The sequence below is a fragment of the Pseudomonas sp. PLB05 genome (assembly GCF_021106615.1).
Taxonomy (GTDB): domain Bacteria; phylum Pseudomonadota; class Gammaproteobacteria; order Pseudomonadales; family Pseudomonadaceae; genus Chryseomonas; species Chryseomonas benzopyrenica.
The window spans coordinates 598,045-622,196 of the sequence record NZ_JAJOHO010000003.1 but is presented as its reverse complement, the minus strand read 5'-3'; the positions used below and the strand labels follow the sequence as shown (position 1 = coordinate 622,196).

Below are 24,152 nucleotides of genomic sequence, written 5' to 3'. Positions count from 1 at the left end.
CCGGCATTGTACGGTGGGGTGGGGCAGGGCGTACAGGGACGCGGGCGGCGCCGACCAGGGGCCGGAAAAGAGCAGCCCGGCGGATGCCGGGCTGCTGGATCGTGCGAGTAGGGCTGACCTCTATTAGAGGATGTTCAGCGGGTACTCGGTGATCAGGCGGAACTCGTTGACGGTGCCGCCGGTGCTGGCGTCGCCACGGTGCCAGGCTTGACGGATACGGAAGGACAGGTCCTTGGCCGGGCCGCTCTGCAGGACGTACTTGGCTTCGACGTTGGTCTCGCGCTCTTTGTCGCCATCCTGGTACAGGCCGGCGTAAGCGGTACCGGCTTTCGGCGCATCGATGTCGTGGCCGTAGATATAACGGGCCATGAAGCTCAGGCCGGGTACGCCCAGGGTGGCCATGTTCAGGTCGTAGCGAGCCTGCCAGGACTTCTCGCCAGAGGCGTTGAAGTCGGAGTACTGGATGGAGTTGGCCAGGAAGATACTGTCGCCACCGTTGCCAGTGCCAGCACCAGAACCCTTGCCACCCACGGCAACGTAGTCGAACGGCGAGTCGCTGCTCACGGCCTGGTAGGCCAGGGTGAAGGTGTGGGCATCGATGCTGTAGGCAGCGGCCAGGGAGTAGGCGTTATTGGTGAAGTCACCCAGCTTGGCGCTGCCCGCGTCCTTGGTGTGGTAGTAGTTGAAGTCGAAGGTCAGCGCCTGGTTGGCACTCAACGGCTGCACATAGTTGACGTTGGCATAGTACTGGTTCCACAGATCTTCCATGCGGCCGTAGTACAGCGACGCATTCAGCTGATCATTGATCTTGTACTTGCCACCCAGGTAGTCGGCGGAGCTGGCGGTAAACGCGGTAGCGTAAGCCGCGCCCATGTTGCCGTCGTGGTAGGTGTTGGTGCGGTCACGCGCAGCGGTGATGTGACCAGCTTCCAGGAACAGATTCTCGATCTCTTCGCTGGTCAGCATGAAGCCGGTGGCGGTCTGCGGGAACAGGCGGCTGCCACCCACGGCGAAGACCGGGGAGGTGGGCTGCACGTTGCCGTACTTCAGGACGGTGTTGGAGATGCGCAGTTTGACGGCGGCACCAGCAGTGGAGTACTCGTCCTTGTTGCGGCCGTCGCTGTCGACCTGCAGGTTTCCGGAGCCTACGGTGCCACGACCGCCGTCCAGTTTCAGACCCAGGTAGCCAAAGGCGTCGACACCGACACCGACGGTGCCTTGAGTGAAGCCCGATGCGTAGTTCATCAGGAAGCCATGGCTCCAATCTTTACGATCGTTGGCGCCGTTTTTGACGTCCCGGTTGAAGTAGTAGTTACGGTTCAGCAGGGTCAGCTTGCTGTCTTCGACAAAGCCCTTGGATTCGGACTGCTGGTCGGCGAAAGCCAGTTGAGTGGTCCCTGCAGCTACGGCCAGGGCGAGAATGCTCCACTTCATCGCTTGCATCAGAAATGCTCCTTTGGGTTGAAAGTCAGCCATCGTGTCAGCCGTGGCTGTTTGTTCTAATGGCGGCACATATAGCACCTCTCTCGGAGGGGCGATAGGCTTCATCAAAATTTTGCGTGTAATGAGCGGATTAACCAGGACTCTTAAGAAATTTCTTTAAGAGTTCCCGTCCGATCGTCGTACCCGGATCGTGATAGCAAAAAGCGTGCACAAATCCTTAATCCCTGAGCCCGCCTGTCTATCACCGGTCCGCGTCCCGGGTAATGGGCAGTTTCGGAAGGCTTGGTTGCACCTTTGTGACACCAAAGGTTTCACTTACCCAAAGCTGTGCACACTTTTAGTGCCTACTGGTGTTGGCAGGAGATGAGATGTTCCAAATAGACCCACGACTGGCCGGCGATACCCTGGAAGTGGCGTCCTTGACGCTGTGCCAGGTGTTACTGCTGAACGACAGGCGCTATGACTGGCTGGTGCTGGTACCCCGCCGCGAAGGTGTTACCGAGATCCTCGACCTGTCACCCCAGGATCAGGCACAACTGTGGCGAGAGGTGACACTTGTTGCCCAGGTGTTGCGGAGCGCTCAACCAGACCTCAAGTTGAACATCGGGGCGCTGGGCAACGTCGTCAGGCAATTGCACCTGCACGTCCTGCTGCGGCAGGAGGGCGATCCGGCCTGGCCCGGCCCGGTATGGGGGCACTCACCACGCGAATCCTATGACATGGAGGCCGGCCGTGCCGCTTCGGAACGCTGGCGGCTGTTGATTGACGAGGAGGCACAGGCATGACCCTCGAAGAACGTATCGCCGATCTGGAAATGCGTCAGGCGTTCCAGGACGACACCATCCAGACCCTCAATGACATCATCGTCGAGCAGCAACGCGCCCTGGATCGCTGTGCGGCGCAGATCCGCCTGCTGGCCGAGCGCCAGGCCGAGTTGCAAAGCGGCGGTGGCGGGGGGATGCCGGACGAAGCCCCGCCGCCACACTATTGAGATCCGTTCCGCAGCTGAATCTTGTTGTCGCCCTGACGTACGTGCGCAGGCGGCTTTGCCGGCTACTCTAGCGGCACTGCATCCTTGCACTTTTTTGGTGCAGTCCGGCCTCGTCCCCTGTGGAACTCGCTCCGGGAGAGGCCTGTCCTCTGCGGAGCGAAGCCCACAGCACCTTCAGGACGGAGTACGGTTATGGCGTTTTTCACCGCTGCCAGCCAAGCGGATTTCCAACAACAACTCAAGAATGCCCTTGCGGCCCATGTCGAAGGGGAAACCCTTGAACAGCTGGAGCGCTTCACCGCCCAGTTCTTCGGCATCGTCCCGCTGGAAGAACTCACTCAGCGTCGGCTGTCCGATCTGGTCGGCTGCGTGCTGTCGGCCTGGCGCCTGCTGGACGTCTTCGATCCGGCCGAGCCGCGGGTGCAGGTCTTCAATCCGGATTACGAACGACACGGCTGGCAATCGAGCCACACTGTGGTCGAGGTACTGCACGCCGATTCGCCGTTCCTGGTGGACTCGGTGCGCATGGAACTCAATCGCCAGGGCTACAGCGTCCATACCCTGCAGAACAGCGTTCTCAGCGTCCGTCGAGATGCCCAGGGCCGGTTGCTCGAATTGCTGCCCAAGGGCCAGCAGGGCGAAGGAGTGACCCGCGAAGCCCTGATGTTCCTTGAGATCGACCGCTGCGCGGCAACCAGCGAGTTGCGCGCCTTGGAGGCAGCGCTGCAGGAGATCCTCGGCGAGGTGCGGCTGACGGTCGGTGACTTCGCCGCCATGAAGGCCAAGGTCGCCGACCTGCTGACCTGGCTGGATCGGCGTCCGGCGGGCGTGGAGGAGGGGGAGCTGGCCGAGGTCAAGGCTTTCCTCGACTGGCTGCGCAACGACAGATTCACCTTCCTCGGCTACGAGGAATTCACCGTCGAAGGCGATGGCGAGACCGCGGTGCAACGCTATGTGCCCGACTCCCTGCTGGGGCTGTCGCGGCGTCTGCGCGGCCGTCCCGAGACGGCCGAGATCAGCCTGTCCGGTGATCCGCTGCGTTACCTGCGCGAGCCGGTGCTACTGTCCTTTGCCAAGGCGGCCGACCCGAGCCGGGTGCATCGTCCGGCCTACCCCGATTTCGTCTCCCTGCGCGAGGTGGACGCCAATGGCCGGGTGGTGCGCGAGCATCGCTTCATGGGCCTCTATACCTCCAGCGTCTACAACGACAGCGTGCGCGAGATTCCCTACATCCGCCGCAAGGTCGACGAGGTGCGCCGCCGCGCCGATTTCGACAGCAGCGCCCACCTGGGCAAGGAACTGGCGCAGGTGCTCGAAGGCCTGCCGCGGGACGATCTGTTCCAGACCCCGGTGGACGATCTCTTCAGCACCGCCATGGCCATCGTGCAGATCCAGGAACGCAGCAAGGTGCGCGTCTTCCTGCGCCGCGATCCCTATGGCCAGTTCTTCTATTGCCTGGCCTATGTGCCGCGCGACATCTACTCCACCGAAGTGCGCCAGCGCATGCAGCAGATCCTCATGGATCGCCTGCACGGCACCGACTGCGAATTCTGGACCTTCTTCTCCGAATCCGTGCTGGCGCGGGTGCAGTTCATCCTGCGCGTCGATCCCCTGCAGCCCCAGGATGTCGATCCGGCGCGCCTGGAGCAGGAGATGGTGCAGGCCTGCCGCAGCTGGAAGGACGATTTCGCCAGCCTGATGGTGGATAGCTTCGGTGAAGCCCAGGGCACCTCCATCCTGGCCGATTACCCGCTGGGTTTCCCGGCCGGCTACCGCGAGCGCTTCGCGCCGCACCTGGCCGTGGTGGACATGCGCCACCTGCTGGCCCTGAAGGACGATCGCCGTCTGGCCATGGGCTTCTACCAGCCGCTGACCCAGACCGGCGACAACATTCTGCACTGCAAGCTCTACCACGCCGACACGCCCCTGGCGTTGTCGGACGTCTTGCCGATCCTGGAAAATCTCGGCCTGCGGGTGCTCGGCGAATTTCCCTACGAGCTGCGTCATCGCAATGGCCGCCGCTACTGGATCCATGACTTCGCCTTCACCACCGTGGCCGGCCTCGAGCTGGATCTGCAGCAACTCAACGACACCTTCCAGGACGCCTTCGTCCAAGTGGTGGAAGGCCAGGCGGAAAACGACAGCTTCAATCGCCTGGTGTTGACCGCCGGGCTGCCCTGGCGCGACGTCGCGGTGCTGCGCGCCTATGCGCGCTATCTCAAGCAGATCCGCATCGGCTTCGACATCGGCTACATCGCCGCCACCCTCAACGCCCATGTCGATATCGCCCGGGAACTGGTGCGGCTGTTCCGCATGAAGTTCTATCTGGCGCGGCGCATGACCAGCGAAGACCTGGACGACAAGCAACAGCGGCTGGAGCAGGCCATCCTCAGCGCCCTCGACGACGTCGCGGTGCTCAACGAAGACCGCATCCTGCGGCGCTATCTGGACCTGATCAAGGCGACCCTGAGAACCAACGTGTTCCAGACCGATGCCGCCGGCAAGCCCAAGGCCTACTTCAGCTTCAAGCTCGATCCCAAGGCCATTCCCGAGTTGCCGCGTCCGGTGCCGCGCTACGAGATCTTCGTCTACAGCCCACGCGTGGAAGGGGTGCACCTCCGCTTCGGCAACGTCGCCCGTGGCGGCCTGCGCTGGTCGGATCGCGAGGAAGACTACCGCACCGAGGTGCTGGGCCTGGTCAAGGCGCAGCAGGTCAAGAATTCGGTGATCGTGCCTGTGGGCGCCAAGGGTGGCTTCGTGCCGCGCCGGCTACCCACCGGTGGCTCCCGTGACGAGATCCAGGCCGAGGCCATCGCCTGCTACCGCATCTTCATCAGCGGTCTGCTGGACATCACCGACAATCTCAAGGATGGCGAGGTGGTGCCGCCGGCCGCGGTGGTGCGCTACGACGGCGACGATCCCTATCTGGTGGTGGCGGCCGACAAGGGCACCGCGACCTTCTCCGACATCGCTAACGGCATCGCCCAGGACTACGGTTTCTGGCTCGACGACGCCTTCGCCTCCGGTGGTTCGGCGGGCTACGACCACAAGAAGATGGGCATCACCTCCCGGGGTGCCTGGGTCAGCGTGCAGCGTCACTTCCGTGAGCGCGGCATCGATGTCCAGACCGATCCGGTCACCGTGGTGGGCATCGGCGACATGGCCGGCGACGTCTTCGGCAACGGCCTGCTGCGTTCGCGCAGCCTGGAGCTGGTGGCGGCCTTCAACCACCTGCACATCTTCATCGATCCCAACCCGGACGCCGAGCGCAGCTATGTCGAGCGCGAGCGGCTGTTCAACCTGCCGCGGTCGAGCTGGACCGACTATGACGCCAGCCTGATCTCCCAGGGCGGTGGCATCTTCCCGCGCAGTGCCAAGCGCATCGCCATCAGCCCCGAGATGAAGGCGCGCTTCGACCTGACCGCCGATCACCTGACGCCCAACGAGCTGATCAACGCCCTGCTCAAGGCGCCGGTGGACCTGATCTGGAATGGCGGCATCGGCACCTACGTCAAGGCCAGCTTCGAAACCCACGCCGATATCGGCGACAAGGCCAACGACGGTCTGCGCGTCGATGGCTGCGACCTGCGCGCCAAGGTGATCGGCGAGGGCGGCAACCTGGGCATGAGCCAGCTGGCGCGGGTGGAGTTCGGCCTGCACGGTGGCGCCTGCAACACCGACTTCATCGACAACGCCGGGGGCGTGGACTGCTCCGACCATGAGGTCAACATCAAGATCCTGCTGGGCGATGTGGTCTCCGCCGGCGACATGACCGTCAAGCAGCGCAATACGCTGATGGGCGAGATGACCGACGAGGTCGGCGAGCTGGTGGTCGCCAACAACTACATGCAGACCGGAGCCCTGTCCCTGGCGGAGTATCGCGCGCGGACCCACCTGGCCGAGTACCAACGGCTGATCGTGGATCTCGAAGGGCGCGGCAAGCTGGATCGTACCCTCGAATTCCTGCCCAGCGATGAGGTGCTCGCCGAGCGCGCGGCCAAGGAACAGGGGCTGACCCGGGCCGAGCTGTCGGTGCTGATCTCCTACAGCAAGATCGACCTCAAGGAACAGTTGCTGGCCTCTTCGGTGCCGGATGATGAGTACCTCGCCCGGGACATGCAGGGCGCCTTCCCGCAGCGCCTGACCGAGCAGTTCCCCGAGGCCATGGCGCGCCACCGCCTCAAGCGCGAGATCGTCGCCAACCAGATCGCCAACGACCTGATCAACCACATGGGCATCACCTTCGTGCAGCGCCTGTGCGAATCCACCGGCATGAGCGCGGCCGATGTCGCCCGCGCCTATGTGGTGATGCGCGATGTGCTGCATCTGCCGCACTGGTGGCGTCAGGTGGAGGCCCTGGATCATCAGGTGCCGGCTGACCTGCAACTGCGCCTGATGAGCGAGCTGATGCGCCTGGGGCGCCGGGCCACCCGCTGGTTCCTGCGCAGCCATCGCAGCGGCCTGGATGCCGGGGCCGTGGCGGCCTTCTTCGGGCCACGCATCGCCGCCCTGGGGGTACGCCTGGATGAACTGCTGCAGGGCGAACCGCGCCAGGACTGGGAAGAGCGCTTCCGCGCCTATACCGAAGCGGGCGTACCCGAGCTGCTGGCGCGCGTGGTCGCCGGGACCAACCACATCTATACGCTGCTGCCGGTGATCCAGGCGGCGGAGGTCACTGCCCAGGATCCGCTGGCGGTGGCGGCCACCTGGTTCGCGGCGGGCGATGTGCTGGATCTGGCCTGGTATCAGCAGCAACTCAACCAGCTGCCGGTGGCCAATGCCTGGCAGGCCCTGGCCCGCGAGGCGTTCCGCGACGAGGTGGATGTGCAGCAGCGTACCATCACCGTCGCCATGCTCAATCTGAGCGAGGCGCCGAGCGATCCGGAAGCCCGGTTGTCACTGTGGCTGGAACGCCATAGGGCGGCGGTGGAGCGCTGGCGGGGCCTTCTGGTGGATCTGCGCAATGCCAGCGGCCAGGACTATGCGATGTACAGCGTCGCCAGTCGTGAACTGGCGGATCTGGCCAGCAGCAGCGTCTGAGGCGACGGGTACCCGCGACTGGATTTCGCGGGCGCCCTGATCCGACAGCGCCATGAAAAGGCGGCGTACCCTCGGGTGCTCCGCCTTTTTTATGAGCGGAATCAGATCAGGGTTTGGGCGGCGCCGAGGGAGCCTTGAGGGTGCTCAGCCCTTGCAGCAGTGCCTGGTGAAAGCGTTCCGGCGCCTGCATCTGGGGCGCATGGCCCAGATCCTCGAATTCCACCAGGGTCGCCCGGGGGATACGCCGCGCCGCCGCCTTGCCCAATTCGGGATAGCGACCCAGCTGTGCCTTGAGCTCGGCTGGCGCGGCATCCTTGCCGATAGCCGTGGTGTCGCGCTGGCCGATCAGCAGCAGGGTGGGCATGCGCAATCGCACGAATTCATAGACCACCGGCTGGCTGTAGATCATGTCGTAGATCAGTGCTGAGTTCCACGCCACCCGCTCCTTGCCCGGCCCGTTGTTGAGACCCGCGAGCATGTCGACCCAGCGGTCGTAGTCCGGCGACCACTGGCCGGCGTAATAGGTGCTGCGCTCGTAGTCGCGGATGCCATCGGCGGAGGTCTTGAGTTCCCGGGCGTACCACTGGTCGATGCTGCGATAGGGCACGCCCAGGGCCTTCCAGTCCTCCAGGCCGATAGGGTTGACCAGTACCAGCTGTTCGGTGGCCTCGGGATAGAGCAGCGCATAGCGGGTGGCCAGCATGCCGCCGGTCGAGTGACCGATCAGCGTCGCCCGGGCGATGCCCAGGTGGTCGAGCAGGGCGCGGGTATTGGCGGCCAGTTGCTGGAAGCTGTACTGATAGTGCGCCGGCTTGCTGGATTTGCAGAAACCGATCTGATCCGGGGCCACGATCCGATAGCCGGCAGCGCTCAGCACCTGGATGCTCTGTGCCCAGGTACCGGCACAGAAGTTCTTGCCGTGCAGCAGGACCAGGGTCCGGCCGTTCGGTTTTTCGCTCGGCGCGACATCGAGATAGGCCATCTCCAACGCTTGGCGCTGAGAGTCGAAGCTGAAGGTCTTGACCGGAAAGTCGTAGTCGAAGCCTTCGAGACGTTCGCCATAGACGGACTGCGCCTGAGTGAGTGGGCTCAGCAACAGAGTGGCCAGGGGGAGGGCGAGGCGCAGGGACATGGATGGATTCCTGGGGCTAAACCAGGTCCGACCAGACGCCAGGGGTGAAGATTCCGGCTTGCCCCGGACGGGCTATCGCCTTTTGAGCAGGTGGTCAGGGTGGGTGCCGTTTCGCTTCGCCTCCCGCCCAGGGTCTGGTAGTCTGGACGATTATTGATTCCCTTTTTGCACACCTCTTTCCTGCGTTTCTCCCCGATCACACGAGGTTCCCGGTTTGGCGCTCGAGTCACCCTCCAAGACGCAGCCCGATGCTCTGGCCGATTGTGCCAATGAGCCGATCCACATTCCCGGCAGTATCCAGGAACATGGCTTCCTGTTCGCCGTGGAAGAGCCGGATCTGCGCATCGTGCAGGCCAGCGCCAATGTGCTCGATTACCTCGGGACCGCTGTGGAGGAGGTGCTGGGACGCACCCTGGGCGAATTGCTGCCGGATCGGGATCTGCCCGCGATGCTCGGCGCCCTGGCCCAGGAAGAGCAGAATCCCATCTATCAGGGTGACGTGACCCTGGGACCGCGACAGCAGACCTTCGCCCTGTTCATGCATCGCTTCGGCGGGGTGCTGATCGTCGAGTTCGAGGCGCCGGTGGACAGCCGACTCGGCCTCAATACCCTCTATCCCATGGTGCGGGTATTCATCGAGCAACTGCATCAGGCGGAAACCGTCGACGCCATCGCCACGCTGGCCGTGCGCGAAGCCAGGCGTATCTCCGGTTTCGATCACACCATGATCTATCGCTTCGACGACGACGGTCATGGTCAGGTCCTGGCCGAGGAGTGCGCGCCGGGGGTACCCACCTACCTGGGGCTGAGATTCCCCGCCTCGGACATTCCGGCCCAGGCCCGGCGCCTGTACCTGGCCAACCGTATCCGGGTGATCGGCAATGCCTGCTATCAGCCCTCGCCGCTGCAGCCGCCGATCAATCCATCGACCGGGCAACCGCTGGATCTCAGCTTCGCGCAGCTGCGCAGCGTGTCACCGGTGCATCTGCAGTACATGAAAAACATGGGCACCCTGGCATCCATGTCCGTCTCCATCGTGGTCGGCGACCGCCTCTGGGGGTTGGTGCTCTGCCATGATCGTCAGCCCCAGCGGGTGTCGTTCCAGACGCGTACCGCCTGCGAGCTGTTTGGCCGGGTGCTGTCGCTGCAGATCGATGCGGCCGAGACCCACGCGGAATCCGACCGCCGTCTGGCCCTGCGCCAATCCATGGTGCAGATGCTGTCGGCCATGGCCGACCGCGACAGTGTCTGCCAGGGGCTGCTGGAACTGCCGCAGGTCTATCTGGGTTTCGCCCGGGCCCAGGGTGCCGCCATCATCTCCTCCGACGGTACCGAGCTGATCGGCCAGGTGCCGCCGCGCGAGGTGGTGGACAGCCTGGTCGAATGGCTGTCGGTCAACGTCAAGGATCACTACGTCACCGACAATCTCGCCAAGGATATCGCCGAGCTGCCGCAGCTTGCCCAGCATGCCGCCGGGATCCTGGCCGTGCCCATTTCCGAATTGCACTCCCACTACCTGATATGGTTCCGCAGCGAACTGGTTCAGGTGGTCAACTGGGCCGGACGTCCGACCAAGCAGGAAGGCAGCGATGGGCGCCTGTCGCCCCGACAGAGTTTCGTGCTCTGGCAGGAGACGGTACGGGGTCTGTCGTTGCCCTGGTCGCCGCTGGAGCTGGAAAGCGCCATCGAGTTGCGCAACGCGGTCCGCGGGATCGTCTTGCGCAAGGCCGAAGAAATGGCCGAGCTGGCCGAAGAGCTGCAACGCAGCAACAAGGAGCTGGCCGCGTTCTCCTACAGCGTGTCCCATGACCTGCGTGCGCCGCTGCGCCACATCGCCGGCTATGCCGAGCTGTTGGGCGATATCGAAGGTGGCAAACTGTCGGACCGGGGCCGACGTTTCCTGGAAAACATTGGTTCGTCGGCGCGCTTCGCCGGCAGCCTGGTCGACAATCTGCTGAGCTTCTCACAGATGGGGCGGGCCGCGATCCGCTACTCCGACGTCAATCTCACCGCCCTGGTGGAAGCCATCCGCGAAGAGATGGCGCCGGACTATGCCGAGCGGCAGGTGGAATGGCACATCGGCCCCTTGCCCGTCGTCATCGCCGACGCCGCCTTTGTCCATCTCGCCCTACGCAACCTGTTGGCCAATGCCATCAAATACAGTCGCTACGAAGAACCCGCCGTGATCGAGATCGGCACCTTGCCGAGCGATTCCGAGGACATCGTCTTTGTCCGGGACAACGGCGTCGGCTTCAACATGGATTACGTGGGCAAGCTGTTCGGCGTCTTCCAGCGCCTGCACCACGCCGACGAATTCGAAGGGGTCGGCATCGGCCTGGCCAGCGTCAGACGCATCATCGAACGCCATGACGGTCGTGTCTGGGCAGAGGGCGCCATCGGCGAGGGCGCAACCTTCTACTTCGCCCTTCCCAAACAACGACTGTCGCCGGTACACAAAAGGTAGTTCTGTTCATGCTCAAACCCATTGTGCTGGTCGAAGACAATCCGCACGATCTGGAGCTCACCCTGGTAGCTCTGGAGCGCAGCCAGCTGGCCAACGATGTCGTGGTGCTCCGCGACGGTGCCGAGGCGGTGAACTATCTGCTGCGGCGAGAGCCCCATGCTGACCGGGAGCCTGGCAATCCGGCGGTGATACTACTGGATCTCAAGCTGCCCAAGGTCGATGGCCTCGAGGTGCTCGAACTGGTTCGCGGTACCCCCGAATTGTGCAGCATCCCCGTGGTCATGCTGACGTCGTCACGCGAAGAACCTGATCTCGAGAAGGCGTACGAACTGGGCGTGAACGCTTACGTGGTCAAACCGGTCGAGTTTCGTGATTTCGTCGCCGCGATCAGTGATCTCGGCGTATTCTGGGCTGTGCTCAATGAGCCGCCCCCAGGATCGCGACGTGTCACCAGGCGGACTGGCCGCTAGCGAGTGAGCAAGCTCAGTTCATCCGTATCCAGTTATCCGCGACAGGCAGACATGCGCGAACCGGTTCCCCTGAGCGAACAGATTCAAGGCCGACGCCCGTTTATGCCTCTCTCGAAACAGATCAAGATCCTGCTGGTAGAAGACAGCAAGCTCGATGCCGAGCTGATTCTGATCGAGCTGGAAAGACATGGATTCGAGCTGCAATCCAAGATTGTCTATGAGCGTACCGGTCTCACCCTGGCCTTGAGCCAGCAGACCTACGACATCATCCTCTCCGACATCATCCTGCCAGGCTTTTCGGGTGCCGAGGCCTTGCGGGTGGCGCGGGCGCTGGCTCCGGAAACGCCCTTCATCTTCGTCTCGGGCATCTTCGGTGAAGTGCACGCCGTGGAAATGATGCGCCTGGGTGCCAACGACTATGTGCTCAAGCAGAGCATGGAGCTCTTGGCCAAGGCCGTCGAGCGCGCGCTGCTGGTGGTGCACGAGCGCCGCGAGCGGCGTCGGGCCGAAGAAGCCCTGCACAGTCTCGAGGTCAGATCGCGCCTGGCCATGGATGCCTCGCGACTGGGCATGTGGGAATACCTGCCCGCCAGCCGTACCCTGGTCTGGGACGAACGCTGCAAGGCCATGTTCGGCCTGCCAGCCGATGCGGTGGTCGATCTCGAGGTGTTCGCGCGGCTGTGCGGCAGCGACGGCCTCGAACGCTTTCTCGACACGGTCCGCCAGGCGGGTGCCGACGAGCGCGACGACGACTACCGCAGCGAGTACCGCATCTGTCTGGACAACGGCGCCCAGCGCTGGGTCGAGACCCGTGGCCAGCCCTTTTTCGAAAGCGGCGTCTGCACCCGCTTCCTGGGGGTGATGCTCGACATCACCCAGCAGCGCGATGCCGCGGAAAAGCTCGAGCGGCTCAACGTCAGTCTCGGCGAACGCGTCGAAGAACGTACCCGCGAGCGTGATCGGACCTGGGATCTCACCCGCGATCTGCTGCTGGTGTGCAAGCCGGATGGCACCCTGGTGGCGCTCAACCCGGCCTGGGAAGAGAATCTCGGCTGGTCCCGCGTGGAGCTGCTCGATTCCTCGCTGCTGACGCTGGTGCATCCCGACGAGCGCTTCATCACCGACAACGAACTCAAGCAGCTGGCCAATGGCGCGACCAGCCAGCGCTTCGTCAATCGTATCCGTCACCGCGACGGCAGCTATCGCTGGATTTCCTGGACGGCGGTACCGGATGCGGGCATGACCTATTGCTCGGGTCGCGACATCTCCTCGGAAGTCCTGGCGATGGAAGAGCTGGCCGCGGCGAATCGCCAATTGCGCGAGCAGATCGACGAGCGCGAGCGGGTGGAGGCGACCCTGCAGCAGATGCAGCGGCTGGAGGCCGTAGGCCAGCTCACCGCGGGCGTGGCCCACGACTTCAACAATCTGCTCACCGTGGTGCTCAGCAGCGCCAGCTTCCTCGAGCGCGACCTGACGCGTCTGGCGGCCAGCGACAAGACCCAGGGGCGGGTGCAGAACATCCGCGAAGCGGGCGAGCGGGGCGCCAAGCTCACCGCTCAGCTGCTGGCCTTCTCCCGCCGCCAGCGCCTGGCGCCCAAGCCGGTCAAGCTCAACGAAACCGTCGAGGGCATGCTCGAACTGCTGCGCAGCACCATGGGTGGCAGTGTCTGGATCGAGACCCATTTGCGCGCCGATTGCTGGCATGCGCTGGTCGATCCGACCCAGATCGAGCTCATCATCCTCAACCTGGCGATCAATGCCCGGGATGCCATGGCGGTCGGCGGTACCCTGCGCCTGAGCACCTCCAACCAGACCATCAGCGAGCCGCCCCAGCGTCCCGAAGAACCCGAACCCGGTGAGTACGTGCTGCTGGCGGTGCAGGATTCCGGCACCGGCATGAGCGAAGAGGTGCTGGCCAAGGCCTTCGAACCCTTCTTCACTACCAAGGAGGTGGGCAAGGGCTCCGGTCTGGGCCTGGCCCAGGTGTTCGGCTTCGCCAAGCAGTCCGGTGGCGGTGTGCGCATCGAGACGCAGATGGGCAGCGGTACCACGGTGCTGGTCTATCTGCCACGTACCGAGGCGGAGGATGCCCTGGATCCGATCGGGCTGCCCGCCATGGATCGTGACGAACAGGCCGCCGAACGCCGCATTCTACTGGTCGACGACGATCACGCGGTACGCAACGTGACCGCCGCCCTGTTGGCCGATCTCGGCTATCAGGTGGTGGAAGCCAGCAACGGCTTCGCGGCCTTGAGCGCGCTGGAGCGTGATCCGCAGATCGATCTGTTGCTGGCGGACTTCGCCATGCCCGGCATGAACGGTGCCGAACTGGCCCGCCAGGTGCGCAAGCGGCTGCCACGGTTGCCGGTGGTCTTCATCACCGGCTACGCCGAACTGGGCGAGCTCGATCCGGAACAATCATTCATCGTACCCAAGCCCTTTCGCGAAGCGGACCTGGCAGCACGGCTGCAGGCAGCCCTGCGCGGCGAGAAGCCCCAGCCTTCGCCCCTCTGAAGGCCGCCGTCACCATGAGGTATTTGCGTGTCCACCATCCGTGAAATGTTGCGCGCCGAGGGCGGTGCCCTGCACGAGCAGGTCGATGCGACCTTCGGCCGCTATGCACTGCAGACCCGGCCCCATTACACCGCCTTTCTGCAGGCCCATGCCCAGGCGCTGATCGGCCTCGAAGCGCTCCTGGAGCGCTCCGGCATCCAGCGTCTGCTGCCCGATTGGGCCGAGCGTCGCCGTACCGAAGTGCTGGGGGAAGATCTGCAGCAATTGGCCGCCGCCCCGCCCGAACCTGTCGCCCTCGAGCGTCTGCTCGATGAGGGTGAGTGCTGGGGGGTGGCCTATGTGCTGGAGGGATCTCGGTTGGGATCGCGGTTGCTGGATCGCCATGCTGGCGAGAGTCCCGATGAGGCGGTACGCGATGCCCGGGCCTATCTGGGCCACGTACCCCCCCAGGGCGCCTGGCCGGGATTTCTGCAGCGCCTGGACGAGGCCGGCCGCGATGCGCGTCTGCACCCGGCGATGCTGGCCGGCCAGCGGCTGGCCTTCGAGGTCTTCCTGGCGGCGGGGCAGCGTCACGCGCCTGCGGTCATCGCCTGCTGAGCGATCGCTAGAGCGCCTGCAGGTAGCCGATCACCTCGGCCGCGCCCAGGCGTTCGAGAATCTCGGCGAGGACCCGGGTGCTCGCCACCTCGTTGGGCAGCAGCAGCCATTCCAGATCCTGGCCCGGTGCGGGCAGCGGCAGGCGCGCATAGTCGAGCTTCAGCCCCAGCAGCACCTGGATGAAGTCCGGGTGATTCCAGACCGCGTTGGGCAGGGCGTAGAGGGCAAAGGCCTCTTGCAGGCGGTCGATGGCCGCCGGGTCAAGGCGCAGATGCTGGATCTGCGCCGGCACCTCCACAGCGATGCCGCGAATCCGGGCATAGGCGATGATGCTGGCAAAGGCGAGCGTGGTGGCTGGGTCGTTTTCCAGGAATAGCCGAGTACCCCGCCAGCTGGCCTGGCGCAGACGCAGAGTCTGTTCCGCGGATAGATTCGGCAGGGTGCGATAGAGCGCCGCCTGAAAATCCCGATAGCCGATGATCCGCACCTGCTCGCGCGCCGCGGGCAGGGCGGCCAGCTCCTCCAGCTGCACCACTGTCGCGGGTGTGCTGTCGCCTAGACGCTGGCAGAGTCCATCGATGGCGCGCAGGTCGAGGGCGGCGACCTGAACGGTTTCAGCCACCACCAGTTGACTCAGTAGGGCATGGGCCCGGCTCTTGATCTCCTGGGTCGGGCCGGACAGGGCGGCGCGTGGCAGGCCGAGGAGCAGATGCAACGGATGGCCTTCGTCCCACCAAAGGCTGTCGGTTGGCGCGGGCAAGGGGACGAAGGCGTCGGCCAGCCGCTCCAGGCAGCGCTGGATGCGGCGGCTGGCCAGGGAAGGATGCAGATGCAAGGCCAATGAAGACCAGGGGCTGCCCAGGAGGTTGGCACTGTTGCTCATGGGATCTCCGGGGCGGATAGGAACTGCACGGCCGATTCTAGCGTGGCAAAGACCGCGCTATCGTCAAATGATTCCTGAAAGGTAGGATCTTTTGTGCGAGTGACCGTTCGAGTCCGGCGCGAGCGACGTATGGCCGCTGGCAAGCCTGTATAATGCGCGCTTTCCGAATTGCCTGTGAGTCCGCCATGTACGACGCGCTCCGTCCTCTGCTTTTCAAAATGTCTCCCGAAGGATCGCACGATCTGGCGCTGGATCTGATCGGTGCCGCCGGTCGTCTGGGCCTGACCGGTCTCGGACGGCGGCCGGGTCGGCTGCCGGTCCAGGTCATGGGTCTGGAGTTTCCCAATCCGGTGGGCTTGGCCGCCGGACTCGACAAGAACGGCGCCGCCATCGATGGCTTCGCCGGCCTGGGTTTCGGCTTCGTCGAGATCGGCACCGTGACGCCACGGCCGCAGCCGGGCAATCCCAAGCCGCGGTTGTTCCGTCTCGAACAGGCCGACGCCATCATCAACCGTATGGGTTTCAATAATGCGGGTGTCGACGCCTTGATCGAGCGGGTCAAGGCGGCGCGCTTCCAGGGTGTGTTGGGGATCAACATCGGCAAGAACGCCAGTACCCCGGTGGAGCGGGCGGTGGACGACTACCTGATCGGCCTGGACCGGGTCTATGCCCATGCCAGCTACATCACGGTGAACGTGAGCTCGCCCAACACGCCCGGCCTGCGCAGCCTGCAATTCGGCGATGCGCTCAAGAGCCTGCTGGAGGCCCTGCGCCAGCGCCAGGAAGACCTGGCGGTCCAGCATGGCCGGCGGGTGCCCATCGCCATCAAGATCGCCCCGGACATGACCGATGAGGAAATCGTGCTGACCGCCCAGGCGATCCGCGATGCCGGGATGGACGCCATCATCGCCACCAACACCACCCTGGGGCGCGAGGGGGTGGAGAATCTGCCCTATGCCGCCGAGGCTGGTGGCCTGTCGGGCGCTCCGGTGCGGGAAAAGAGCACCCATGTGGTACGGGTCTTGGCGGGCGAACTGGGTGGCCGGCTGCCGATCATCGCGGCGGGCGGGATCCTGTCGGGGGAAGATGCGGCGGAAAAGATCGCCGCAGGGGCCAGTCTGGTGCAGCTCTACAGCGGCTTCATCTATCGCGGACCGGCGTTGATCCGCGAAGCCGTGGACGCGATCGCGGCAGCACGCCGCTGAGGGATAGGGGGCTCGCTGGGAGCCCCCGTGGGACCGGGTCCCTGATCCTGGGAAGGGATCTGACTGGAACAAAACCAGAACGCTGGTGGAAGCCCTCGGGTTTCCGCTAGTGAAATCGAATTAGCCTGCGGCTTGAAGTTGATTCACGCGTTGAAGACCAGCGGTGCCTATGTAGCCGTCCCATTGGTCGCTACGGCCCTCACGCCAGCCATTGAGCCAGGCCTGCCGGACGGCGTCCTGGGTGAAGGGGCAGAGGTCCCGCGATTTGCCCACAATGCCGTGCTGATAACCACGCTGGAAAGCTCGTTCCATTGGATCACGCTTGAGTCTTCTCATAGGGTAGTGCCCTCGTAGGTTGACTTGCAGATTGTCCATGGCCCGTTGCAGGCCTGGATGCCAGAGCCGGCGTCCTGACATCCGCCCCGCACCTTCGCGCTGCGGGTGGTCAATTACTAACCAATGAGACCCTGGCTGGGAACGACCTTTTAGCTATAAGACGTAATCAAATCGAAATGAAATGGCGATAAACCGCCGCTGGAATGCCGTCACTGCGGCTTGTTGAGACGCAGTCAAACTTTCACGGGAGGGGCTGTCCTTACCGGTCAATCCGACCAAAGGCAGAGAAGCTCCTCTCGCTAACCTATGGATTCAACGATGTCCGCGATGCAACAACTCATCCTCACCTGTCCCAAGGGGCTCGAGACCCTGCTGCTGGAAGAGGCCCAGGGCCTCGGCCTGCAGGAAGCCCGTAGCCAGACCGCGGCGGTGCGCGGCGAGGCGAGTCTCGCGGACGCCTACCGCCTGTGCCTCTGGTCGCGCCTGGCCAACCGGGTGCTGCTGGTGCTGGCCCGCTTCCCGGTGGAGGACCCCCAGGGGCTGTACCTGGGTGTGCATGGCGTGGAGTGGGAAGAGCACCTGGCGCCCAACGGCACCCTGGCGGTGGGCTTCAGCGGCCAGGGCGCGGGCATCGACAACACCCATTTCGGCGCCCTCAAGGTCAAGGACGCCATCGTCGACCGCCTGCGCGAGCGCACCGGGCAACGACCCACGGTCGACAAGGTCGCCCCGGACCTGCGCGTCCATCTGCACCTGGAGCGGGGCCAGGCGATCCTGTCGCTGGATCTCTCCGGCCAGAGCCTGCACCAGCGCGGCTATCGCCTGCAGCAGGGGGCGGCGCCGCTCAAGGAAAACCTGGCGGCCGCGGTGCTGATCCGTGCCGGCTGGCCGGCCCTGGCCGCGGCGGGCGGGGCCTTGGCCGACCCCATGTGCGGGGTGGGTACCTTCCTGGTCGAGGCCGGGCTGATGGCGGCGGACATCGCGCCCAACCTGCGCCGCGAGCGCTGGGGCTTTTCCGCCTGGCTGGGCCATGTGCCCGCGCTCTGGCAGCAGCTGCATCAGGAAGCTGAAGCGCGGGCGGCGGCTGGTCTGGCCAAGACACCGGCCTGGATCCGCGGCTACGAAGCCGATCCCCGACTGATCCAGCCGGCGCGCAACAACATCGAGCGCGCCGGTCTGTCCGAGTGGATCAAGGTCTACCAGGGCGAGGTGGCCAGCTTCGAGCCGCGGCCCGACAAGGGCCAGACCGGCCTGGTGATCTGCAACCCGCCCTATGGCGAGCGACTGGGCGATGAAGCCAGTCTGCTGTATCTCTACCAGAATCTCGGCGAGCGGTTGCGCCAGGCCTGCCTGGGCTGGCGCGCGGGGGTCTTTACCGGTGCGCCCGAACTGGGCAAGCGCATGGGGATCCGCAGTCACAAGCAATACGCCTTCTGGAACGGCGCCTTGCCCTGCAAGCTGCTGATGTTCGAGGTGGAGACCCGCCAGTTCGTCACCGGCAGCCGCAGCGGCGAGCGCTCGGCCATCGATCAGGCGGCGGAACCGGCCAAGCTCAGCGAAGGCAGGCAGATGTTCGCCAATCGCCTGCAGAAGAATCTCAAGCAGCTCGGCAAGTGGGCGCGCAACCAGGGCGTGCAGTGCTATCGCCTCTATGACGCCGACATGCCCGAGTACGCGGTGGCCGTGGACCTCTATGGCGATCGGGTGCACGTGCAGGAATATGCACCGCCCCGTTCCATCGATCCGGACAAGGCCCAGGCGCGCCTGCTCGATGCCCTGGCCGCCATTCCCCAGGCCCTGAACATCGATCCGGCGCTGGTGGTGGTCAAGCGGCGCGAGCGGCAGAGCGGCACCAAGCAATACGAGCGTCAGGCGGCCCAGGGTGAATTCCTGCAGGTGGAGGAGGCGGGTGCCAAGCTGCTGGTGAATCTCACCGACTACCTGGATACCGGTCTGTTCCTGGATCATCGCCCGCTGCGTTTGCGCCTGCGCCAGGAAGCCCAGGGCAAGCGCTTCCTCAACCTGTTCTGCTACACCGGTGCCGCCACGGTGCAGGCCGCGGTGGGCGGAGCGCGCAGCACCACCAGCGTCGATCTCTCGCGGACCTACCTGGACTGGGCCCGGCGTAACCTGGCGCTCAACGGCTTTTCCGAGCGACACCGCCTGGAGCAGGGCGATGTCTTGCACTGGCTGGAGAACGATCGCGGCGAATACGATCTGATCTTCGTCGATCCGCCGACCTTCTCCAATTCCAAGCGTCTGGAAGGAGTGTTCGACGTCCAGCGCGATCACGTCGCCCTGATCGATTCGGCCATGGCCCACCTGAGTCGCAATGGCGTGCTGTACTTCTCCAACAACTTCCGCAAGTTCGAGTTGGACGCAGGCCTCGCCGAGCGTTATCGCGTTGAGGAGATCAGCGCCAGCACCCTGGATCCGGATTTCGCGCGCAATCCCAAGATCCACCGCGCCTGGCGTCTCAGCCTGCAATGAGACCAGCCGCCTGAACTGCCGCTGAACGGTTCGAGCATCGATCCGTTCAGCCTGTGATCCGGCGCAATCCCGCCTTTTCCCGGGAACACCCGACCTGCCCATGCCGTCCACAATGACGGCGCGGCGCTGGGTCGTGCCTGGCGGGACGAGGAGGGAAAGGTTCTACAATGCTGGTTTCACTGCAGGCTCTCAGGGCCCTGGCCGCCTGGCTGGTGGTCTTTCATCACTTCATGCAGGTGTTCTTCGACTTCCACGCCGACAGCCTCGGCGGCCATCTGCTCTCCACCCGGGGACAGGTCGGGGTCGATATCTTCTTCGTGCTCAGCGGCTTCGTGATCTACCTGTCCACCGCCGGCCGATCGCTCAGGCGCAGCACCTTCCTCTGGCACCGCATCGCCCGTATCGTCCCGGCCTATTGGCTGTACACCGCGGTGACGGCGCTGATCCTCTATCTGGCCAGCGACGTGATGCCGGTCTACGGGATCGCTGCACGGGAACTGCTGCTCTCGCTGTTCTTCATTCCCAGCGAGAATCCGGCGGGCTTCGGCCACTACCCGATCCTGCCGGTGGGCTGGACGCTCAACTTCGAGATGCTGTTCTACCTGCTGTTCGCCCTGTCCTTTGGCGTGGCCGAGCGCTGGCGCATCGGCGTGGTCAGTCTGCTGGTGATCCTGGTCAGCCTGGTGCTGGCCCGCGAGTCCTTCGTCAGCAGTTTCTATCGCAATCCGATCATCTTCGAGTTCCTGCTGGGCGTGAGCCTGGCGGCGCTCTATCGGCGTGGCGCCCTGCGCGGCTCCAAGCCGCTGGCCCTGACGGCTGCTCTGGCGGCACTGGTCTGTCTGGTGGCCTTTCCGGCGGACCATCCCTGGCGGCTGCTGACTTGGGGCGTGCCCAGCGCGGTCCTGGTGGGCGCCTGCGTGATCCTCGAACCCTGGTTCGCCGGCTCACGCCTGTGCAAGGCACTGGGGGACTGGTCCTATTCGGTCTACCTGGTGCACGTCATCGTGCTCTGGTTGGGCGACTACTGGCTGCACCAGCAGTGGGGGCTGAGCCCCTACCAGACCCTGGCGGTCTGCCTGCCGGTGATCCTGCTGCTAGCCTGGGGCAGCTACGAGTGGATCGAGCGTCGTCTCTCGCGCACCCTGCGCCAGTTGGGCGAACGCCTGGCGGGACGGCGTCCGCAGTGGGTGGCGGGTCAGTAGGAAACGCGTTCGGCAGCCGTGAGCTCGGGCACTAGCGCCCGACCTTCCGCCGAGGAACGCTGCGCTGCTTCCAGCAGGGCCATGAGGGCGCAGGCCTGGGCGGGAGGGACGGGATTGGCGGCGCGCCCGGCAAGAGCCTCGACCAGGGCAAGGTAGTAGCGGCGGTGATCTCCCGCTGGCGTCGGCAACGCCTGGCGTTCGCCATCGCCCGTGATGAGCCAGCCAGAATCAGGATCCTGGCCCCAGTCCGGACCACCGGGGCGCACGCCGGCCTTGAGCGCGTCTTCCTGGCGATCCGCTCCCTGCTTGATCCAGCTGCCCGCGGTACCCTGGGCGAGAAAGCGCGGCACACCGCCAGCAGCCAGCATCCCGGCTCTCAGGGTCACCTGGCGGGCGCCGTAGTCCAGTTGCACCTGGAACCAGTCATCGGTGAGGGCGCCGGCGCGCTGCCGCACCAGCTGCGCCTGCAGGCGCTCGGGCAGACCGAACAGACAGAGCGCCTGATCCAGCAGATGGGGGCCAAGATCGAACCAGAGACCGCTGCCGGGCAGCGCCGCTTCGCGCCAACGCGTGCGCACCTCGGGGCGAAAGCGTTCGATGCGCGATTCCAGGCTGGTCAGTTCGCCCAGGGCGCCGCTGGCCAGCACCTCCTGCAGTCCGAGAAAATCACTGTCCCAACGGCGATTCTGGAACACCGACAGCAACCGCCCGGCCTGTTCGGCTTCGGCGGCCAGTTGTCGGGCTTCGGCGAGGGTGACGGTAAAGGGTTTATCGACCACCACGTGCTTGCCGGCGGCCAGGGCGGCGCTGGCGAGGGGCGCATGGGTCTGGTTGGGCGAGGCGATCACCACCAGGTCGATGGCCGGATCCTGCACGGCCGCCAGGTAATCCGCAGTCACCCGTACCTCGGGCAGATCGGCGTGCACCCGCTCAGCGTCCCGCGAGGCCACCAGTTCCAGGGTGAGGCCGGGGATGGAACGCAGCAGCGGGCCGTGGAAGGTCTGACCGACGAAGCCGTAGCCGATCAGGGCGACGCGAAAGGGGGAGGGCATGGAGCATCCTTTTTACCGGGGTGGAAAAGACCGGGGCCGCTCGATGAGCGGCCCCGGTTGTAGGCTGAAGCGCGAGGTTGCCTTACTTCAACTCGTGATCGTGAGCTAGTTGCTCCCGTTCAAGGAATTCATCCTGCCGCAAGGAATCCTTGAACTCCTCGGAGTCCTCCAGGGCAAGGGGGTCATTGAGTTCGCCACTGGAGAGGCGCTTCTTTTCCAGTTTGCCGGACAGATGGGTAATGGCTCGCAGCAGCTTGTCCGCCGCGCCATCTACTGCCAGGTCGAGGGATTCGGCCTTGTGGGTGACCGAAAGGGGTTGATGGCCCTTGATGCGCGCTTCCATCTGGCAGCGCTTGTCCTGGGCGCCAGACTTGCCAGCGTTTTCGTCGTTGAGATGCACCTCGACGCGGGTCAGGAGTTCGTCGAAGCGATCCAGGCGGTCTTCCACCACGGACGCCACCCAATTCTGCAAACCGGCACTGCCTTCGATGTTGTGGTCACTGTTCACTTGGACTTGCATGCGGCTTCCTCTTTTTGACGGGCCTGACCATTGGATGAGGCCGGTCAGGCCGAGGTTCAAGGCTGTTCGTCCGGAGCGCGTGTCACCCGATGTTTCCTTCTGGCAGTGTTGAGGCTTGTCGCAACGTTTGGAAAGCGACGCTGAGGTCGCGGGTCGCTGGCGTTTTGCCCTTATCCACTGATAATGCGCGACCTTTCATCGTCCGTCGCAGTGGGGATCGTCAATGCCAGATGTGCTCACGCGTGGCCGCGGTTTCGCCCGGCGGCTCTGGTTGCCCCGCGCGGTCGGTCTGCTGCTCAGCCTGAGTTGCATCGTCTCGGTGCAGATCACCCAGCCGGTGTCCCTGGGGCTGTGGATCCTGCTGCTGGCCAATGCGCTGCTCTGGTCGCCGCTGGCCTATTGGCGCGCCGTCCGCGCTCGCGATCCCTACCGCGTCGAGCTGGGCAATCTGCTGCTGGACTGCGGCTCGGCCGGCTTCTGGACAGCGAGCATGGGCTTCAATCTCCTGCCCAGCGTAACCTTGCTCGCCATGACCGGTATGAACATGCTCGGCGCCGGCGGCCTGGGGTTCTGGCGCCGAGGGCTGCTCGCACAGCTGCTGGGCATCCTGGTCGGCCTCGTGGCGCTGCGCCATCCGGTCGCCGTCGAAACCTCCACCGCGCAGATCTATGCCTGCCTGCCGATGATCATCGCCTATCCCTGGGCCCTGGGTCTGGTGAGCTTTCGCCTGGCGCGGCAGCTGTCACGGCGCAAGCAGGAGCTGGAGCTGATCAGCAAGCAGGACGGCATGACCGGTCTGCACAACAGAACGCACTGGGATCAGCTGCTGCAGCGTGAGTTCGCCCGCTGCAAGCGCAGTGGCGCCGAGGCCAGCCTGGTGATGATCGACCTGGACAACTTCAAGCTGGTCAACGATCGCTTCGGCCACCAGGCCGGTGACGAGATGCTGCGCCAGTTTTCCGGTCTGCTGGCCCGGACCATCCGCACCAGTGACCTCGCCGGTCGTTTTGGCGGCGATGAATTCGGTATCCTCTTGCCCGACACCTCGCCCGAGCGAGCCCTGGATCTGATTCGCCGCCTGCAGGAGCGCCTCCACGAGATGCAGGCGGGCAGCCCCGGCGAGCGCCAGAACGTGCGGGTCGGCATGAGCTGCGGCGTCGCTGGTTTCGACCGGGCCTACGATGACGTCGCCCACTGGCTGCAGGCGGCCGACTTCGCGCTCTACCGGGCCAAGGCCCAGGGGCGCGGACGGGCGGAGGTGGCCGATCCCCAAGGAGTGCTGGCATGACCCCGGCGATAGCGTTGCTCAAGAAGAGCCAGGTGCCCCACGAGGTGCTGAGCTACCACCATGACCCCAAGGCGGCCTCCTACGGCCTGGAGGCCGCGGAAAAGCTCGGATTGGCGCCGGAAACGGTATTCAAGACCCTGCTGGCGGCGAGCGAGAAACAGGAATTGCTGGTGGCCATCGTGCCGGTCGCCGGCACCCTGGATCTCAAGGCCTTGGCCCAGGCGGCCGGGGTGAAGAAGCTGGAGATGGCCAAGCCCGACCAGGCCCAGCGCAGCACTGGTTACCTGGTGGGTGGCATCAGTCCGCTGGGGCAGAAGAAGCGGCTGCGCACCTTCATCGACGAGTCCGCGGCGGAGCTGCCGAGCATCCATGTCAGTGCGGGGCGCCGCGGACTGGAAGTGGCCCTGGCACCGACGGACCTCGCCCGGCTGCTGGATGCGCCCTTCGTGCCGATCGGCAAGGCCTGAGACGTAGGTTGGTGCTGAGCGCAGCGAAGCCCAACGATGTAAAGGTACGGCTGTGTTT

The 24,152-nt window shown here is 64.8% G+C and carries 18 protein-coding genes; 12 read left to right on the top strand and 6 right to left on the bottom strand.

Annotated features, from left to right (window positions below; genetic code table 11):
• Positions 1–123: 123 nt before the first annotated feature.
• On the bottom strand, positions 124–1,443 hold the full coding sequence (locus LRS53_RS15690; protein WP_231356520.1) for an OprD family porin: 1,320 nt from the start codon (positions 1,441–1,443) through the stop codon (positions 124–126).
• A 368-nt stretch (positions 1,444–1,811) separates the two neighbouring features.
• Between LRS53_RS15690 and LRS53_RS15685 the strand changes: the two genes are divergently transcribed.
• From LRS53_RS15685 to LRS53_RS15675, 3 genes are all read left to right on the top strand, one after another.
• Complete coding sequence (locus tag LRS53_RS15685; RefSeq protein WP_231356519.1) at positions 1,812–2,228, top strand: HIT domain-containing protein; 417 nt, start codon at positions 1,812–1,814, stop codon at positions 2,226–2,228.
• The gene (locus tag LRS53_RS15680; protein WP_059314155.1) at positions 2,225–2,434 is read left to right on the top strand and encodes a SlyX family protein; all 210 of its coding nucleotides are present in this window, start codon (positions 2,225–2,227) and stop codon (positions 2,432–2,434) included. Before LRS53_RS15685 ends, LRS53_RS15680 begins: the two co-directional genes overlap by 4 nt.
• 192 nt (positions 2,435–2,626) lie before the next feature.
• Positions 2,627–7,474 (top strand): NAD-glutamate dehydrogenase, encoded by a 4,848-nt coding sequence (locus LRS53_RS15675; protein WP_231356518.1) that lies wholly within the window; start codon positions 2,627–2,629, stop codon positions 7,472–7,474.
• Between the two features lie 106 nt (positions 7,475–7,580).
• Here LRS53_RS15675 and LRS53_RS15670 read toward each other — a convergent pair whose 3' ends face one another.
• Positions 7,581–8,606, bottom strand: coding sequence for an alpha/beta fold hydrolase (locus LRS53_RS15670; RefSeq protein ID WP_231356517.1), 1,026 nt, complete (start codon positions 8,604–8,606; stop codon positions 7,581–7,583).
• A 214-nt stretch (positions 8,607–8,820) separates the two neighbouring features.
• Here LRS53_RS15670 and LRS53_RS15665 point away from each other — a divergent pair, with 214 nt between their 5' ends.
• From LRS53_RS15665 to LRS53_RS15650, 4 genes are all read left to right on the top strand, one after another.
• The gene (locus tag LRS53_RS15665) at positions 8,821–11,070 is read left to right on the top strand and encodes an ATP-binding protein (RefSeq protein ID WP_231356516.1); all 2,250 of its coding nucleotides are present in this window, start codon (positions 8,821–8,823) and stop codon (positions 11,068–11,070) included.
• 8 nt (positions 11,071–11,078) lie between these two features.
• A complete protein-coding gene (locus LRS53_RS15660) occupies positions 11,079–11,540 on the top strand; it encodes a response regulator (RefSeq protein ID WP_231356515.1) in 462 nt (153 codons plus the stop codon).
• 102 nt (positions 11,541–11,642) lie between these two features.
• Complete coding sequence (locus LRS53_RS15655) at positions 11,643–14,054, top strand: response regulator (protein ID WP_231356514.1); 2,412 nt, start codon at positions 11,643–11,645, stop codon at positions 14,052–14,054.
• Positions 14,055–14,081: 27 nt separating this feature from the next.
• The gene (locus LRS53_RS15650; protein ID WP_026083593.1) at positions 14,082–14,651 is read left to right on the top strand and encodes a biliverdin-producing heme oxygenase; all 570 of its coding nucleotides are present in this window, start codon (positions 14,082–14,084) and stop codon (positions 14,649–14,651) included.
• Positions 14,652–14,658: 7 nt separating this feature from the next.
• Here the strand turns inward: LRS53_RS15650 and LRS53_RS15645 are convergent, their stop codons facing one another.
• Positions 14,659–15,534, bottom strand: coding sequence for a hypothetical protein (locus LRS53_RS15645; RefSeq protein WP_231356513.1), 876 nt, complete (start codon positions 15,532–15,534; stop codon positions 14,659–14,661).
• Between the two features lie 185 nt (positions 15,535–15,719).
• On the opposite strand from LRS53_RS15645, the gene LRS53_RS15640 reads away from it, so the two are divergent.
• Positions 15,720–16,739 (top strand): quinone-dependent dihydroorotate dehydrogenase, encoded by a 1,020-nt coding sequence (locus LRS53_RS15640; RefSeq protein ID WP_017638928.1) that lies wholly within the window; start codon positions 15,720–15,722, stop codon positions 16,737–16,739.
• 120 nt (positions 16,740–16,859) lie between these two features.
• Here LRS53_RS15640 and rmf read toward each other — a convergent pair whose 3' ends face one another.
• Positions 16,860–17,075: a ribosome modulation factor gene (rmf, locus tag LRS53_RS15635; RefSeq protein WP_231356806.1), complete on the bottom strand. Its 216-nt coding sequence runs from the start codon at positions 17,073–17,075 to the stop codon at positions 16,860–16,862.
• A 318-nt stretch (positions 17,076–17,393) separates the two neighbouring features.
• Between rmf and rlmKL the strand changes: the two genes are divergently transcribed.
• Together rlmKL and LRS53_RS15625 are read left to right on the top strand one after the other, a co-directional pair.
• The gene (rlmKL, locus tag LRS53_RS15630; RefSeq protein ID WP_231356512.1) at positions 17,394–19,565 is read left to right on the top strand and encodes a bifunctional 23S rRNA (guanine(2069)-N(7))-methyltransferase RlmK/23S rRNA (guanine(2445)-N(2))-methyltransferase RlmL; all 2,172 of its coding nucleotides are present in this window, start codon (positions 17,394–17,396) and stop codon (positions 19,563–19,565) included.
• Between the two features lie 167 nt (positions 19,566–19,732).
• Positions 19,733–20,767 carry an acyltransferase family protein gene (locus LRS53_RS15625; RefSeq protein ID WP_064306672.1) on the top strand — a complete coding sequence of 345 codons (1,035 nt, stop codon included), beginning with the start codon at positions 19,733–19,735 and terminating at the stop codon, positions 20,765–20,767.
• On the opposite strand, the gene LRS53_RS15620 is transcribed toward LRS53_RS15625, so the two are convergent.
• Positions 20,761–21,819 carry an oxidoreductase gene (locus LRS53_RS15620; protein WP_184291331.1) on the bottom strand — a complete coding sequence of 353 codons (1,059 nt, stop codon included), beginning with the start codon at positions 21,817–21,819 and terminating at the stop codon, positions 20,761–20,763. The two genes, LRS53_RS15625 and LRS53_RS15620, sit on opposite strands and share 7 nt — an antisense overlap.
• Positions 21,820–21,901: 82 nt before the next feature.
• Positions 21,902–22,339 (bottom strand): HPF/RaiA family ribosome-associated protein, encoded by a 438-nt coding sequence (locus LRS53_RS15615; RefSeq protein ID WP_231356511.1) that lies wholly within the window; start codon positions 22,337–22,339, stop codon positions 21,902–21,904.
• 223 nt (positions 22,340–22,562) lie between these two features.
• On the opposite strand from LRS53_RS15615, the gene LRS53_RS15610 reads away from it, so the two are divergent.
• Positions 22,563–23,627: a diguanylate cyclase gene (locus LRS53_RS15610; RefSeq protein ID WP_231356510.1), complete on the top strand. Its 1,065-nt coding sequence runs from the start codon at positions 22,563–22,565 to the stop codon at positions 23,625–23,627.
• The gene (gene ybaK / locus LRS53_RS15605; RefSeq protein ID WP_231356509.1) at positions 23,624–24,094 is read left to right on the top strand and encodes a Cys-tRNA(Pro) deacylase; all 471 of its coding nucleotides are present in this window, start codon (positions 23,624–23,626) and stop codon (positions 24,092–24,094) included. Before LRS53_RS15610 ends, ybaK begins: the two co-directional genes overlap by 4 nt.
• Positions 24,095–24,152 lie beyond the last annotated feature (58 nt).